This window comes from Amycolatopsis sp. NPDC050768, from assembly GCF_040654155.1.
In the GTDB taxonomy this organism is placed as follows: domain Bacteria; phylum Actinomycetota; class Actinomycetes; order Mycobacteriales; family Pseudonocardiaceae; genus Amycolatopsis.
Genome location: NZ_JBFAHL010000006.1, coordinates 450,834 through 466,397 on the forward strand (window position 1 = coordinate 450,834; position 15,564 = coordinate 466,397).

The window sequence follows — 15,564 nt, forward strand, 5'->3', positions numbered from 1 at the left end:
CCGCGGGTGGGCGCTACCCGGGGCGGCTCGCCCGGCCTCGTCCCCCCCCACCCCGCACGCGGCCGCCGCCGGGGTGTTGGGGGCCCGCTTCGACGGACCTCGTCGGGCGCTCAGTAGGCGCCGTCCCCGCCGACGACGGCCCGGAAGGTCTTCCACATGATCACCAGGTCCAGCGCGAGCGACCAGTCCTCGACGTAGCGCAGGTCGAGCCGGATGCTGTCGGCCCAGGACAGGTCGCTGCGGCCGCTGACCTGCCACAGGCCGGTGAGGCCGGGCTTCACGAGCAGCCGGCGGCGGGCGTCGGGCGCGTACTGCCGCGTCTCCTCCGGCAGCGGCGGGCGCGGGCCGACGAGCGACATGCGTCCCGCGAGCACGTTGAACAGCTGGGGCAGCTCGTCGAGCGAATAGCGGCGCAGCAGCCCGCCGACGCGGGTCACGCGCGGGTCGCGCTTCATCTTGAACAGCGGCCCGGCGCCTTCGTTGTCGGCTTCGAGGTTCTGGCGGATCTTGTCGGCGTTCGGGACCATCGTGCGGAACTTCAGCATCGTGAAGTTCTTGCCGTCCTTGCCGACGCGGCGCTGCCGGTAGATCACCGGGCCGCGGTCGCCGAGCTTCACGGCGAGCGCGATCGCCAGCAGCAGCGGGGAGAACAGCGTCAGGAGGAACGCCGCGCCACAGCGGTCGACGACCTCCTTGACGAGCCGTCGGCCACCGGTGAACCGCGGCGCCGTGACCCGCAGCAGCGGCATGCCGAGCACACCCGAGACGTTGAGCCGCGGCCCCGCGACCTCCATCAGCACCGGCGCCACGACCAGCTCCGCGGCGGTGCCTTCGAGGTCCCACGCGAGGCGCTGCAACCGCTTCGGCGTCCAGTACTGGTCCGCGGTGATGGCGACCACGCGGTAGCCACCGCGGCGCACGTGCCGGGAGAGTTCCTCGAGCCGGCCCACCACGGGCACGCCGTCGATCTCGCCGCTGCCGCGGTCCGTGCCGCCGTCGACCGTGCAGACCGCTTCCACGCGCCAGCCGACGTGCGCCTCGGTCTTCGTGCGGGCGATGAGGTCGGCCACCGTCCCGGGGCTGCCGGCCGCCATCACGGGCAGCAGGCACAGGCCGCGGCGGCGCTTGCGGTGCAGGACCTGGCGCAGCAGGTAGCGCTGGGGGAAGGCGAACAGCGCGATCACGGGCACCACGATGAACACCCACGGCTGCACGTCGAGCGCGCGGAAGAGCAGGCCGCCGAGCGCAACCAGCACGGCGGCGGTGATGAGGCCGCGCCCGAGCGTCCGGTACTCCTCGGGTCCTTCGCCGAGCACGCGCGGGCTCCACGCGCGGCTGACCGGCAGCGCGCACAGCACCGCCAGGGCCGTGCCGAACGCGTGCATGTCCTGCGGTGCCACGCGGTCGATCACGAAGGCGCTGACGCCGATCACCACGAAGGCGGCGACGATGTCACTGGCGATGACCCAGGCGCGGTAACGCTTCTCCCACGAAGCGGGATGCGATTTGGCCGTGGTCGACTCGACGGGCGCGGGCCGGGTCGCGTGCGAGGCCCGCGCGGCATCCGCGGCCGTCGCGGTCTTCACCCTCCCGGCGCCGGCGGGTTCGGGAATCGCGGGGATCTCCGGCATCGCCTGGAGGTCGATGTGCGGCGGCGGTTCGCTGACCGTGGATGTGGGCCGCACCGACTCTTCCATCAGACCTCCCAGGAGCATGGTTCGAAGGTCTCCGCCGGCACGCTGCGTGAACGAGTTTGATCTCGGAGCGTGATCAAGACCCGTACCCGATTCAGCCACCAAAGGAGCGACACACGCCAAGGTATCGGCGGCTATCCGGGACTCGTTACAAGGATTCCAGCCACATCCTGCTGCTCTTTCACGCAAATGAATGGCTTGATGATAACGGGATGATGACGATGAGTAATAAGTGGCAACCTACCGATAACTACGGAATGTAGTCACTCTTCCACCATCCTCGGCGCTGTGGCCGGGGCGTCCCGGCCACCGGGATGTTCCACTGTGGACACTCCGGTCCGGACGCGTCCACTGTGGATTTTCCCGGAGTTCCGGCGGATCGGGCCGCGCCGGGGGTGACATTCTGCTTCACGGTGTCACGGCGTCGGGTTTTCGTCACACGCGAAGTCTCGGCCGGGCCCCATACTCCCCCGGGGTGCGCGCGCCGGCGCGTCGATCACGCCGTGCTCCCACCGCGGGATCGCCTCGTTCACCCGTCTTGCCGAACCGCGCCCGCCGGCGCACGAGGTCGTTGGGGCGCCTCGGAAGCGCGGCAGATTCACCGGAACGGCCGCGCCTCGGACGGAAACCTTCGAACGTCGGCGGACTGCGCAGCCGACCCGCGGTCGGAGCGCCGGCGAACTGCGTGCGGCCGTTCGGGTGGTCCGAACACCGACGTGATCGAGAAAGTGCTCAGGATCACATTCTCGGCGCCGGCGCGGGCCCGCTTGCCACAAAAATGCCGCGACCCGTACGGCGAATGTCATTTGTCCGCGTGCGACCTGCAAATTGCAGGTCAGGAACCTGTGCCGAGACCGTTGTGGAGCTGTGATCGACCGGATCGGACCGGGTCTCCCGACCGCCGGGCCGGGTCGCGCCACCGCGAGGTGCTGACCTGCGAAGATTCTTGCGCGAAAAACACTCGAGGCCCCGGATCGTGGGATCCGGGGCCTCGATGTGGTGGGCGATACTGGGATCGAACCAGTGACCTCTTCGGTGTGAACGAAGCGCTCTCCCCCTGAGCTAATCGCCCGCTCGTGGAGTGAGGACAACTCTACAACACGACTTTCGAGGGCCTGCAAACGGGTGGTTGGCGGCGAACACCCTGCGTCTACCAGCGAATACGGAGCGAACAACCCCGAGCTAGCCGGGGTTGTGCCGCGGTGGGGCCGCTCGCGCCCGGCTTCGTCATCCGTGCGACGGTGCTATCGCGCGACGGTCGAACCGCGCAGTATGTACGTGTGGTTGCCCAGCGGGCGCCCGCGGAGGGCTGCGCGGCGCGGGCGACGAAGGACGGAACGGTACTGCCGACCACGGACGGGTGATCTCCGGAAAACCCGCGACGGAATCGGCTTTCCGGAGCGTCTCATCGTCGTCCTCGGTCGTCCGGGCCGGGAAGGGAGACGAAGGGTAGGACGATGCGCAACGATCACGTGACGCTCCGCTCGACGGCGGTTTTCGACCTGCTGGCGCCGCGAACCCCGGCGGTTCCGGTCAAGGTTGAACTGCGCTACGACACTCGCGACCCCTACGCGGTCGTCGCCGCCTTCCGCACCGGCCGCGCGGGCTGGGTCGAGTGGGTCTACGCCCGCGACCTCCTCGCCGACGGCCTCCTCGCCGACGCCGGCGACGGCGACGTGCGAATCCGCCCCTCCGTCGAAGACCCCGAGTCCGTGCTCATCGAGCTCAACTCACCCTCCGGGCACGCCATGTTCGAGGCCTCCGCCCAGGAGCTCGCCGACTTCCTCGACCGCACGTACGACGTGGTGCTCCCCGGCAACGAACACCTGTGGGTCGACGTCGACGACGCCCTGACCCACCTCATCCCCAACGATCTCGCCTGATCACAGCCCCGCAACCGGGAGATGGCCCCCCGGTGACGGGGCGGTTTTCGGGGTCCGATATGGTTCTCACACACCACGGCGACGGGGTGCCGGGCCACAGGCCGGGCATTCGGGACCCGCGGAGAGTGCGGACGTAGCGCAGCTGGTAGCGCATCACCTTGCCAAGGTGAGGGTCGCGGGTTCGAATCCCGTCGTCCGCTCGAAAGGCTCTTTCGAGGCCTTGCACGGTGGAGTGGCCGAGAGGCGAGGCAACGGCCTGCAAAGCCGTGTACACGGGTTCGAATCCCGTCTCCACCTCGCGCGATTAGCTCAGCGGGAGAGCGCTTCCCTGACACGGAAGAGGTCACTGGTTCAATCCCAGTATCGCGCACCAGCCAAAACCGCAGGTCAGAAGCCCTGTCCCTCCCCGGAGGGGCGGAGCTTCAGTCGTCAGACGGCGATGATCCGGCGATGGCCCCAGGCCCGGGCCCGATCGTCCGTCGAGACCGCAGGTGCGGGAACCACGACACCAGCTTCGCCCGCTCCCCCGGATACAGCGAAGCCAGCGACCGCAGCCAGCGCTCCTCCAACGCATCCAGGATCTCGTTCACCATCGCCGGAGTCACATGGTCGTAAACCCGCGCAATCCCCTTCATCTTCTGCCCCAGCCGCGCCCGCCGCGCCACCTCCGGGATCCCGTCCTCGGTCAGCCACGTGCTGTGCGTGTGCCGGCCCTCGTGGAAAGTGAATGTCGGCAGAATCGGCGGTCGCCGCTCCCCCGCCCCAGCGTCGTCCAACTCGATCCCGTCCCACGCCGGCCGCCAGAACCGGATCCGGAAATTCGACCGCCGCCAGGGGCGCCCCTCCGGCGTGGACAACACGAAGGGATCACGGTGGCTGTCCATCAGCTCCTCGTAGAGCACCGCGATCCCCGACGGCAGCGCCACGAACCGAGTCCCCGCCGGAGTCTTCGTCCGCCCCTTCTTCGGCCGGGTGTTCCCACGCCTCGTCGGCGGCCGCGAGCGACCGTCCAAGTGGTGATCATTACTCTTCCGGCCTCCCTTGTAGACCTTCCCACCGACTTCCTTCAGCGGTGTCCGGATCTCGATCCCGCGGCGTTCGGCGTCGTACTCGTGCCGCTGCTGCCCAACAAGTTCACCCCATCGGGCACCGGTGTAGAAGTCCATCAGGCACAACACGAACCCCGACATCCCCAGACCCATCTCGTAGAGACGCATGGCAGCCCGCAGCGCCTGGGCCGGACTGGCGACCAGCCGCTCGGTGTCGAACTCGCCACTGGTCACGCGGACCCCGCTGCACGGGTTGGCTGGGATCATCCGCGCACGGACAGCGCCGTTGAGGATGGTCGAGAACAACGCGAAGTACGACGACACCGACGACTCCGCGTAATCCTCATGCAGCTCCGAGAGCCACCGCTCGATCTCGACATAGCCGTTGAAGATCGCGATCAAGGGCCACGCCTGCCACTGCGGGAGCAGCTGGTTGTCGAGGAACGATCGGTACTTCGCGGCCGTGTTCAGCTCCAGCCGCGGACGCACAGCGTCCAACCACGCCTCGGCGAAGTCGGCAAACCGGGTTTCGCCATCACGCGGATCCAGCCACAGGTTCCGTCGGATCAGCGCCTCCTGCTCCACGCCCCAGTCCTCGGCAGCCTTCTTCGTGGGAAACCCTGACCTGTTCCCCCACGTCCCATCGGGACGCTTGTACCGGGCACGCCACTCACCCGTGCCGGGCTCTTTCTGGCCGAAGGCCATCTCAACTTCCTTTCTCTATTACTCCGCCCCGCTTCACGCGGCGCGGAAGTCCTGCGCAAGGCCCTCCAGCGGCACCCGCCGTCGCGCCCGCTTCACCTCGGCGGCGCCCAGCCGCACGATCTCGGCCACATCCCCGCGGGTGAACCGGTAGTGCTTGCCAAACCGGTGATGCGGCAGAACACCGGCGGCAGCATGGTCCTTCAACGTCCGCGGCGACAGCTGCAGCAACTCCCCCACGTCTTCCGCCGTCAGCAACGCATCCGGGTCCGCCGGCGGATCCGGCGCGGCTGCACGCACCGCCGCCGCAACCTCTCTGATCGCGGCAGCGACTGCGACGCAACCATGGGCACGGTCTACCCCACTCTCGACTTCCATCACACACTCCAACGCAATTTTGAGTTGCCGCTCACAGCCTCTTCAGGGAAGTGTTCGCCGCAGCACACAACTATTCATGCCAACAATCCAACAAGCCGTCAATAGTACCTCGAAAGAAAAATAGAGAACCTCGTCCTGACAGATACCGGTCACGTGAACGTAATTTCGGGACGTTACTATTCAACGAACCGACACATCACCGGACAACTCAACTAAGGGCGATACAGATGGCCAAGAAAGTCACGATCGAGATCTCCGACGACACCGACGGCTCCCCAGCCGACCAGACCGTCCCTTTTGGACTTGATGGAGTGACCTACGAGATCGACCTCTCCGCCTCGAACGCAGAAGCACTGCGGTCAGCACTACAGCCGTACGTGGCGGTTGCCCGCCGTACCGGAGGCCGCCGAGTCAAACTCGCAGTCGGTCAGTCATCCGAGGACACGAGCAAGGAACCACAACCCGCCGACGCGCACTCGACAACTCAGCATATTCGCTCGTGGGCACAGAACAATGGCTACGCCGTCGCCACACACGGACGGATCGCTCGCCCGGTCGTCGACGCATACCAGGCGTCGCGCGCGACGAGTAGTCCGAGGACCTCGCCAAACACTCGAACCCGAGCGAAGAAAAGGCAACGATCCACGCGCAGCAAATAGCGCTCGACGTACGAGCCATCATCATCCTCCGCTAGTAGCGTTTCGGCGCCGAACGCGGCTTCTTTCACCCGTTTAACTCCGGAAATCCGCTCGCTTGGAGACAAGTTACGACCAACTTCTCGGCTCCTACGCCGCCGGCTGCGGACAGGCCCCACTCCGCCCACCCGCCGTCCATCGAGGTATGTAGTCCAGAGCAGTCATCCGTGTACCGACCCGCAAGCCACTGGGTAAATCGCTCACTCAAACGACCTCGCTGTCCGACAACACCGCGACCTGAGTACTCGATCGAGCGAACCAAACTCACCTTCTGTAACAACACGTAGTCGACGCGCGATCTTTCTGGCGATTGATCGACTTACGACACTCCAGAGCCTCCTCGGGCTGCTGGAGTTCGCCGGGCAGGTGGGGGCACAGTGCGATTGACCTCGGTCGAGGCGCGGAACTTTCGTTCGTTGCGGGATCTTCGAGTTCCGATACGTGAGCACTTGACGGTGGTGATCGGCGAGAACAACGGCGGCAAGTCGAACTTGCTGGATGTCGTGCGGCTGCTGACGGATCCGCTCGATGGACGCCGCGACCGGTACTGGGACGTTGACGATGTCGCGCGGATGCCCGGGGGCGGAGCAACCGAGCTGAGCGCAACCTTTGCGCTGACTTCTCCCGATCAGCTCGGCATCTACAGCCAAGGCGTCCTCGACGACATGGCGTCGGTGCGGTACCAGGTCGCCTACACGCAACCCGTCGGCACGGAAACCCGAGGCAAGTTGACGTGGGTCGCGGGCGAGAGCAGGTCGAGCGACCGCGACCCCGAGCCCGAAGCACGCGGACGCTTGCGGCACGTCTACCTCCCACCGCTTCGCGACGCGCAACGGGAGCTGAACTCGGGATCAGGCAACCGCTTGCGAGTGATCCTGAACTACCTGCTCAACGAGCACGCAGTCCCGATCGAAGATTTCGTCGGCGCCGTGAAGAAGAACCTGGACGCCCTCAGGTCAACCAAGGAAACGGGTGTGGTCCTCGACGGCGCTGAGAACGCCGTACGGGCTCCGCTTTCAGACGTCACCTCGGGCGCGAGTCCGCAAGTCGCCGACATCTCGTTCGCCGATCCCGACCTGTTGTCCATCGCGCGGTCGCTTCGAATCCGTATGAACGACCGGGGACTGAGCCCTCGAGACATCCGAGGATCCGGGCTCGGCTACGCGAACCTGCTCTACATCGCGACCGTGGTCGCGGAACTTCGTGCTGCACGCGATCACGACCTGACGGTCTTCCTGGTCGAGGAGCCCGAGGCTCACCTGCACCCTCAGCTGCAGAGCCTGCTCGTCGAGTATTTGCGCGACGCCGCTGAAGCGTCGGCGAGCGCTCCGGCCTCCGCCGACTACGCCGGCCGCGTCCAAGTGGTCGTCACGACGCACTCACCGCTGATAGCCGCTTCAGTGGCGGTCGAGGATCTCGTGGTTCTCAAGCGTCACCCGTTGCCGGTCATCGCGGAGGAGGCCACGGTCGTTCCGGCGACTGGTGAATCGTACGAAGAACCACTTGCGGCGGCTGAGAGTCGCTACGAATCCAAGGCGATCGCTCTGGCCGAACTCGATCTCGACGGTGGCCATGGGAAGTTGAAGCGTTACCTCGACGCGACGCGCAGTGCCATGCTGTTCGGGCCCCGCGTCGTCCTGGTCGAAGGTATCGCGGAGTCCCTGCTCCTGCCGGTGTTCGCGCGGAAGGTTCTGCCCCGTCCTACCGCCTCGCCGTTGTTTCGTGCCCCTTCAGTCTCAGCTGCCGAAGCGAACGATGCCGACCTCGCCCGCGCGAGCTGGGCACGGTTCGTCGGTACCACGATCGTCGCGATCGACGGTGTGGACTTCGCCCCGTATATACGGGTACTGCTCACCGACGCCGGCTGCGGCCGTATCGCCGAGAGAGTTGCGGTGATCACCGACAAGGATCCTGACCTTAACTACGACCGTCGGGCGAACCTCTTGAAGCTGGCCAAGAGCCTCGGCGCCGAGGACCGGCTCGGTGTCTTCGTGGCGGACCCGACCCTGGAGCCCGAACTACTGCGCGCGGGTCCCGCGAACGTGGCTGTCGCGGAGCAGGCCTTCAATCGGCAGAAGCCCCAAGTCGGCCCGAAGGTGTGGACCGAGATCAACGCCATGGCCGACAAGGAGGAACGCATCACCCGGTTCCAGAAGGAGTTCAAGGACAAGGACCTTCGCAAGGGCGACTTCGCTCAGGACTTCGCCGAGCTCAGCATGCAGACCGAGGACGTCGTCGTCCCCGCCTACCTGAGGGCGGCCATCACCTGGATTGTGGAGCTGCAGTCGTGACCGGACCAGACCCGCGCACGGCGGCCGCAACTCGGCAACAGGAACAGGCGGTTCGACACCCGGCGCCACTCTACGTTTCAGCCTGCCCCGGCGCTGGAAAGACCAGAGTCATCGTCGATCGGCACTTGGCCGACCGGCGAGGCGCTCGAGGCCGGGCCGTCTTGTCTTTTACGAACGTCGCTTGCGATGAGGTCGCACGGCGTTGCCGCCAAGCCGGCAAGCCGGAGCTCGCCGCGTTCCCGAACTATGTCGGGACCATCGACACCTTCCTCTGGCGCTACCTCGTCCGGCCGTTCCTCACGCCCGGCAGGATCTGGCACCGTATCGAGTCCTGGGATCGCATCGATGCCACTGTCGAGGTGGGATTTGGCACGAACCAGCACAAGGTGTTCCTGAACGACTTCAACTGGAGCCGGGACCCGGACGCGCGACAGTGCACCGCACAGCTTCAACCAAAGAAGCGGGCCATCAAGAGCTATACCGCCCTGGCCAAGCAAGGCCGCCTCGATGAAGCCGCTCTGGCGGTGGTGCGAAAGAGAAAAACCCTCATCGACCAGGGCTACGTCACTGGGCATGAAATCAGAGTTCTCGCCCTGCAGACCTTACGGCGGAGACACACCGAGGCCGTCGCGATGCTGTCCGGGCGATTCGACGAGATCGTCGTCGACGAGGCTCAGGACTGCTCGGCTCATGATCTCGCCATCCTCGGCTTGCTGCACGACGCCGGGATCCCCTTGGTCTTCGTGTGTGATCCAGACCAGGCCATCTACGAGTTTCGCGGAGCGCAGCCCGCCAATATCCGCGCGTTCGGGGAGTCACTCGGCGCACGAGTCGACCTCCAGGGAAACTGGCGCAGCAGCCCGGCCATTTGCGGCCTTGCCGCCACACTTCGGCCCGCGACCGTAGCGAGGCCGGCCGACTCACCCGTTGGACCGAACCGCGACGAGCCGGCGGGTATCTTGCTCATCGGCACGAAAGGTTCGCAGCCCGACGAAGCGCTCGCCGTGTTCAACGATCACGCCGACAAACTGGGCATCGCCACCGAGAGACGCGTGGTGCTGGCACACGCCGGAACGACCCTGCCCTCGACGACGGCTACACCAGCCACACAACCTCCCGCCAACTACCCGGCCCGAGTGGCATGGGCCGCGACAATCGCCAAGTCGAATCACAGGAACCCGTCCTTGCGCCACCTGGCGTACGACATCCTCCAACGGGCAATCCTCCGCTACTGGTACACAGAAGCAGACACCGCCGATCGCTCCGTCGAGGCAATCTGTGCCAGCGTCGACGTTGACCCTTGGCGGCTCCGTCAGCTCGCGGGAAAACTGGCAGTAGCCTTACCCGACGTCGACCACGGCACCTTCGCCGACTGGTGCCGGGAGGCAACCAACCAGCTCAAATTGCTGCCGCCAGCCCCCGGCATGTTGCGGCTGGACACGTCCGGCCGCTTGAGCGCTGTAGCCGCGCTCAAAGACAAGACCCCCCGCGCCGCGGCCGGGGTTATCTCGTCGGATTCGATGACCCCAGTACGGACGAGCGTCATCCATCAGGTCAAGGGTGAGGAAGAAGAGGCCGTACTCGTCATCGTGCCTTCGAATGCCCGCACCGATGGCCTCGTCGACGCGTGGATAGCTGGCAGCCACCCGCCCGATGTCGCAGAGAACCTGCGCGTACTCTACGTCGCCGCCACGCGGGCACGACGCCTATTGGCGATCGCCATGCCCGAGGACGCTCAGAAACGCGTTGCAGCACTACTTGAGCTGAAAGACGTGGCGTTCGAGCTGACAACGACCTGATGCGAGCCGATGGCAGAACACGTGCTCATCAGCCTTCCCCAGTGGGCGAGATCGCCGAGGCGGCGTCACAGGAGACGGTTCAACCAAGGCTGACCAAAACGCCGGCGATGGTGAAAATGGCCGTGATGCCCTCCTGCCGTCAGGTCCCGGCGGTCGGCAAGCTGGCGCGCGAACACGCAGCGGCTCGAGCATCAGGCGCACGCCGCAACGTTCGATGGCCCCGTACTCGGGTACCTGTGCAGAACGATTTCTTGACCAAGCGTCGTTGACAAGTTCCAGCAGCGTGAAACGGATCGCCGAGATGCTGACGACGAAGTGGTCAGCGGCATCGGTTCGCCTAAGCCCTGGGTCGGAACGAGGTCGCCAGGTACCTCCCGCTGGCGCCAACGAGCCACGCTGAACCAGGTGGCCTCGTTGATGTGCGGGCTCGTCCGAATCTGCGAAATACTCAACTCGTCGGCTCCAGTCTTACGCACTGGCCGCCGCTTCAATTCTGATATCATCCGTGGGCGATGAAGATCAGCTCTGGGAGCAGGACCGACGCACACGCCACGACGCGTTGTCTTTACGAGGTGACAGCGTGACGTCACGTTCGGGGCTCCTGCTGGTGGGAGCGATCGTCCTCGCTGCGCTGGCCGTGACCATGTTCGTCGCGTTGTCGCCCGCCAATCCGGGTAGAACCGACACGACACCAGGTTCAGACAGGGCAACCGCTCGCCATCTTCCCGGTCACTTGCCGACCATGCCGCCGGCATCCGGTACGCCCGTTCACCTAATGCCGCCCGGGAGCTGACACCAGGTGCGTCGCGCTGCCGACGGGCGCATTGACAAAGCTGGGCGACGGCCATCCTGCGGTCGTCGCCCAGCGGAAACACTCCTGTCTTCAGCGCTGATCGTCGGTAGATTCAGCTGAGGTAGCGCCGGGCGTACTCGTCTGGACCGACGACCACACGGGGTTCGGAGGGTTCGTCTACAGGCCAGACCTGGATGCGGTGCTTCTCGATCGACATGTCCGTCGGCGGGCTTTGCCGGGCAGCTGCGAGGCGATCCCGCACCGCGACCCGGACACGGTTCCAGCCGGCTCCGACAGGAACCGATTCGGGCGTGTCGAGAACGTACAGTTCGCGAAAGTTAAGGCCTTCATCCTCGACTTCAATGTCGCGTTCGACCACCATGTCCCACCCCTCTTCCAGGGTCGGCATCGAGGCCATCACCTCAATTGCTATGTCCACAGTTCCAAACTCCGCACCGCAAATTATTGCGATCCAGTTGTCTTCTCCTGTGGTCAATCCGTCAACTGACTCCGGCCACATGTTCTCCACGCCCGGGCTTGCTCGGACGTGATACTGGCCGTCCCGAGGTCGGAAGGTTAGAACCGTCGAGTATAGATTTCCACCAGGCAATTCACACACCGCTTACCGGTCGTTACCAGACTTTCGTACCGTCTGGCAACACAGCCTGCACCCAGAACGGGTCACTGTCAAGGATCCGATAATAGTCGTAATACCCTTGGGTGAGCCCGCCTTGACTATCATTGGCCGCTTTCGGCACGACGGCGGTCGAACGATCGTTGGCAGCAGAGGCAGGGCCGCCCTGGTAGGTACTGGCCAACGGGTACTCATCACAGCTCGTAACGCCTGGATCAACAACCACTCCCGCGCACGCAAATGCGCGGTTGGCGTCGTCTTTCTTGCCATCAGTGAGCCGAGTCAACGGATGGCTCAGAGACGGATTACCCCAATGGCTCGGAAGTGTGCGAATTGCAGTGAATACATGCTTCGCCACCTCTGTCACTTTCGGGTTGTCGATTGAATTATACTCCACATATGCCGGACCGTTCTGGTCTACACATCCTTGCCCATAGTTGTTTGACAGACTGTCGCAACGGCCTACAAGAGTGTTGGATTCATGATCAGCTATAGTAGTAGAAGCACCCGGGACCGCGACCTCGAGCGCCACGCCCAGGTTGCCATTGAGGACGGTGGTCTGGCCCGCCTGTGGAAGATCCGTGTACTGGGTGTATGTCTTGTTGATCAAGGCCTGCGGGGCAAGCTGGACAGGCTCATTCTCCGCATCGGTTCCTTCAAGCTGCGAAGTAATGCATTTGTCAGGATGATCCATGCACCCGGTCCACATTTGCGCCGTTGTTCCATCCTGCAGTGTTCCCTCGGTATCGGGAACGAAAATCTCAGCGTTGAGCTCCCAAGATGCAGCGCGACTCTGATCAAAGTCAATCGAAGAGTAGATATTCAAGTCAATCCAACCAACGACTTCGTCTACACCATCAACCTCATGTATATGGTTGACGGTCCAGCCTTCGTACGAACATGAGACGAACCGATCAGGATTGGAAGCGTCTGACAGACACGCCTGAGAAACCCCGTTATTCGGCGACGCCTTTCCTCTCGGAACAAGATTACCTACAGGACCAGCCATCGTCGACGCCTGGTAATTCTCTTGCCTCTTCTCCGTGGACCTTTTCACTGCGACGAGGCAGTCAAGGACGCCGGCGTAATGTGCCGACCGTTCCGCTTGCTGGCGACACTTCTGAAGCTGCAGCTGTGAGCCTGGGTCGCGGGAGATGGCATCCAACCGGCTTCCCGATAACACACTCGCGGAAGCGGTAGCATAACTCGAAGCCGACAGGGCAGCCACAACCAGAATAGCTCCAATTAGGACCAGGGCAGTCGAGGGCGATCTTCCTTTACGCATTTTCTCCCCATTTGAGTACCCGCGCGAATTTGCGGACCGAGCGACGCTATCAGGAGTGCAACGGTGAAATCTTGATCCAATCGGGTTGACAAACACTCTGAGGGAAACACGTACACTTTGGGCGGTTTGCGAATATTCCCGAGGAACTTTTCACGAAATCGGCTATATTCCCATCTACAGACTGCGCAAAACTTTGACAAAACCATGAACATCTCCCGATTGCGCCGCGTCAAAACATTCCCGAGGAGCGGAACAGGGGGTGACAAAATTCGCCGTTCCCGATCATCGGAACACGCAGTCAACGAAGGGGGCTTCGAGCACGCAATCCTGGCGGAAACCGTCGCGGCTCGCGCGGCGTGGAGCGCGCAGGAACGGATGCCGGAGCTGGAGGAGTATCGGGACCAGTGGGATCGCGACGAACGAGCAAGGCGCCACGCCGCACGGAATCCCTGACGGCGGGCGACGCCCTTGGCCCTGGTGTGCACCATGCCTTGCCCTCGTAGATTGAGGACGTCCATGACCGCTCGACACGATCCTGACGCGAGCCACGAGCCCGACCAGCCCGAGGCCAAGGAAGACGTCTACTGGTCGGCCCGCGCCCTTGCAGCGCTGGCAGCCGGGGTACCCACCGTGGTGTGGGACGAGGCCGCGTGGCAGCTGGAATCAGGGGCCGACGAGAACGCCCAGGCCGACCCGAGACACGCATCGCTTCTCGGTCCGGTTCATTGGTCCGGACGTCGGCGGGACCCGCGCGCTTGTGGGTGCGCAACTATCACGACTCCGAGGGCGGCTTCCTGCCCGCCGACCTTGGGACGACCTCATGGCCCACCTGCCTGGTGTGTCGTTCGCAGATGTCCCGGATACTTCAAGAGCGACCACATCAAGGCTGACGCAGAAGATGGGCGGATCGACGCGCCTCCTGCGACGACGAGGGGCAGGCAATGAGCGATTCACACGGTGGCGCAGAAAGTGGTCCGTCCGGGAACAGTCTGGAATTCGACCCGATCGTCAACGGTGTCGACTTCCTCGACAGCGCGATCTCTCATCTGGCCGAATCCGCGGATCCGCGCCGCTTGAAGTACGCGGTACTGCACCTGCAGGCCGCGATCGAGATCCTCGTCAAGGTCCGCCTGCAGCGCGAGGGCATCGAGCACATCTTCGAGGACCCCTACAGCGCCGACGAGAACAAGCTAAGGCAGGGAGCCTTCCGCAGCGTCACGCTCAACGCAGCGATCAAGCGGCTCGCCAAGGTTGCCGGCGTCCAGCTTACGGCCACTCAACGCGACGCCCTGGACTTCCTCAACAAGGAACGCAACAAGCTCCAGCACTTCGGCTCGACCAGCAACCACGAAGTCGTGACCGCTCGCGCCGCTGCAGCCCTTGACGTGCTGTCCGAGTTCATCCGGCAACACCTCGTTCCGGACGCCCCGGACGACGAGATCGAGCACCTCGAGCAAGCAGAGGAAATCATCGGCGCCGCGCTCACGACCATCGCGGCGGTCAACCGGGCAAGGCTGGACCGACTCGCCCCCGAACTCGAGGCGTGGCCGAGCATCGTCATCCATTGCCCCGAATGCATGCAGGTGGCCTGGACCTTCGCGCCCTTCGAGGAGACCTCGCGCTGCCTGTTCTGCGGTCAAGACTGGAGCCAAGTCGACGGCACCGATGCCGCGGAAGACTACGTCACATCCGTCCTGGGCGAATCACGCTACCTGGCGGCAAAAGGTCGGAGCGGATGGTCGATTTCCGACTGCCCGGAATGCGAGCTCGAAGCGCTCATCGCCGTCGCCACCCGCACAGACCCCAACAGCTTCCTCACCCACGCCTGCTTCTATTGCGGCTTCGTCACGGATGCGGACCTCGGCTCCTGCGGACGGTGCGGTCGTACCACCTCCGACCCCGACGACGTGATCTGCACCGACTGCCTGAACGACCTGGTGGGCGAAGACTGAATGACCGACGCTCGCCGAGCAAGATCGTTGATCTACAACCTGCTGTGGTCTACGCCAGCGTCTCGCCACGGACGGTGCCAATGTGGTGCGGACCGCAACCTTTGCGCGTCGAGTGGATGCATGCCCATCGGCAACCTATGATTGCCGATCTGCTCAATCAGCAGCCGGTTGGCCGTCGGTGGAGCAGATCGAGGTCTAGACGGCGGCGCGGACTCGTCGCCGCTGAATCCGCCGCCCTGCCACCAAAGATCCCCCGCTTCGCCTAGTTGGGTGTTTTCAGGATTTCCCTGAAACTGCTGATAGGAAGGGTTAGCCTCATTGACGGCGGAGGTGTCCAGTACCACGGCCGCCCAGCCCCGTAACTTCCTCGAGACGGGACTTCATGACCGACGACGACACGGTCGAGGCC

General features: G+C 64.4%; 10 protein-coding genes, 4 tRNA genes and 1 pseudogene. 8 read left to right on the forward strand and 7 right to left on the reverse strand.

Features of this window, described 5'->3' with window-relative positions; all coding sequences use genetic code 11:
• Positions 1-110: 110 nt before the first annotated feature.
• Positions 111-1,697: a sugar transferase gene (locus AB0H62_RS20750; protein WP_220247783.1), complete on the reverse strand. Its 1,587-nt coding sequence runs from the start codon at positions 1,695-1,697 to the stop codon at positions 111-113.
• A gap of 994 nt (positions 1,698-2,691) precedes the next feature.
• A tRNA-Val gene (locus AB0H62_RS20755) sits at positions 2,692-2,766 on the reverse strand.
• A gap of 385 nt (positions 2,767-3,151) precedes the next feature.
• On the opposite strand from AB0H62_RS20755, the gene AB0H62_RS20760 reads away from it, so the two are divergent.
• From AB0H62_RS20760 to AB0H62_RS20775, 4 genes are all read left to right on the forward strand, one after another.
• Positions 3,152-3,577: an SsgA family sporulation/cell division regulator gene (locus AB0H62_RS20760; RefSeq protein WP_005159130.1), complete on the forward strand. Its 426-nt coding sequence runs from the start codon at positions 3,152-3,154 to the stop codon at positions 3,575-3,577.
• A gap of 127 nt (positions 3,578-3,704) precedes the next feature.
• Positions 3,705-3,777 (forward strand) — tRNA-Gly (locus tag AB0H62_RS20765).
• A gap of 26 nt (positions 3,778-3,803) precedes the next feature.
• A tRNA-Cys gene (locus AB0H62_RS20770) sits at positions 3,804-3,874 on the forward strand.
• Between the two features lies 1 nt (position 3,875).
• A tRNA-Val gene (locus tag AB0H62_RS20775) sits at positions 3,876-3,950 on the forward strand.
• Positions 3,951-3,999: 49 nt separating this feature from the next.
• Here AB0H62_RS20775 and AB0H62_RS20780 read toward each other — a convergent pair.
• Positions 4,000-5,211, reverse strand: a complete 1,212-nt coding sequence (locus AB0H62_RS20780; RefSeq protein ID WP_220247784.1) for an integrase — start codon at positions 5,209-5,211, stop codon at positions 4,000-4,002.
• Between the two features lie 153 nt (positions 5,212-5,364).
• A complete protein-coding gene (locus AB0H62_RS20785; protein WP_220241371.1) occupies positions 5,365-5,706 on the reverse strand; it encodes a helix-turn-helix domain-containing protein in 342 nt (113 codons plus the stop codon).
• A gap of 227 nt (positions 5,707-5,933) precedes the next feature.
• Here AB0H62_RS20785 and AB0H62_RS20790 point away from each other — a divergent pair.
• Positions 5,934-6,221, forward strand: a pseudogene (locus AB0H62_RS20790) (Lsr2 family protein); the annotation flags it as partial.
• A 2-nt stretch (positions 6,222-6,223) separates the two neighbouring features.
• On the opposite strand, the gene AB0H62_RS20795 reads toward AB0H62_RS20790, so the two are convergent.
• Complete coding sequence (locus AB0H62_RS20795; protein WP_304504335.1) at positions 6,224-6,433, reverse strand: hypothetical protein; 210 nt, start codon at positions 6,431-6,433, stop codon at positions 6,224-6,226.
• 345 nt (positions 6,434-6,778) lie between these two features.
• Here AB0H62_RS20795 and AB0H62_RS20800 point away from each other — a divergent pair, with 345 nt between their 5' ends.
• Together AB0H62_RS20800 and AB0H62_RS20805 are read left to right on the forward strand one after the other, a co-directional pair.
• On the forward strand, positions 6,779-8,692 hold the full coding sequence (locus AB0H62_RS20800; RefSeq protein ID WP_360587532.1) for an AAA family ATPase: 1,914 nt from the start codon (positions 6,779-6,781) through the stop codon (positions 8,690-8,692).
• Entirely contained in the window at positions 8,689-10,491 is a 1,803-nt protein-coding gene (locus AB0H62_RS20805) for a UvrD-helicase domain-containing protein (RefSeq protein WP_220241374.1), read from the forward strand. The genes AB0H62_RS20800 and AB0H62_RS20805 overlap by 4 nt, the downstream gene beginning before the upstream one ends.
• 905 nt (positions 10,492-11,396) lie before the next feature.
• Here the strand turns inward: AB0H62_RS20805 and AB0H62_RS20810 are convergent.
• The gene (locus tag AB0H62_RS20810) at positions 11,397-11,693 is read right to left on the reverse strand and encodes a hypothetical protein (RefSeq protein WP_220241376.1); all 297 of its coding nucleotides are present in this window, start codon (positions 11,691-11,693) and stop codon (positions 11,397-11,399) included.
• A 223-nt stretch (positions 11,694-11,916) separates the two neighbouring features.
• Positions 11,917-12,927: a hypothetical protein gene (locus AB0H62_RS20815; RefSeq protein WP_220241377.1), complete on the reverse strand. Its 1,011-nt coding sequence runs from the start codon at positions 12,925-12,927 to the stop codon at positions 11,917-11,919.
• Between the two features lie 1,217 nt (positions 12,928-14,144).
• Here AB0H62_RS20815 and AB0H62_RS20820 point away from each other — a divergent pair.
• The gene (locus tag AB0H62_RS20820) at positions 14,145-15,155 is read left to right on the forward strand and encodes a hypothetical protein (RefSeq protein ID WP_220241378.1); all 1,011 of its coding nucleotides are present in this window, start codon (positions 14,145-14,147) and stop codon (positions 15,153-15,155) included.
• Positions 15,156-15,564: the final 409 nt, after the last annotated feature.

Bases quoted from the DNA above. Each gene is read 5' to 3' on its own strand.
- AB0H62_RS20750 (WP_220247783.1), bottom strand. From the start codon at position 1,697: ATGGAAGAGTCGGTGCGGCCCACATCCACGGTCAGCGAACCGCCGCCG.
- AB0H62_RS20760 (WP_005159130.1), top strand. From the start codon at position 3,152: ATGCGCAACGATCACGTGACGCTCCGCTCGACGGCGGTTTTCGACCTG.
- AB0H62_RS20785 (WP_220241371.1), bottom strand. From the start codon at position 5,706: ATGGAAGTCGAGAGTGGGGTAGACCGTGCCCATGGTTGCGTCGCAGTC.
- AB0H62_RS20810 (WP_220241376.1), bottom strand. From the start codon at position 11,693: ATGCCGACCCTGGAAGAGGGGTGGGACATGGTGGTCGAACGCGACATT.
- AB0H62_RS20815 (WP_220241377.1), bottom strand. From the start codon at position 12,927: ATGGCTGGTCCTGTAGGTAATCTTGTTCCGAGAGGAAAGGCGTCGCCG.
- AB0H62_RS20820 (WP_220241378.1), top strand. From the start codon at position 14,145: ATGAGCGATTCACACGGTGGCGCAGAAAGTGGTCCGTCCGGGAACAGT.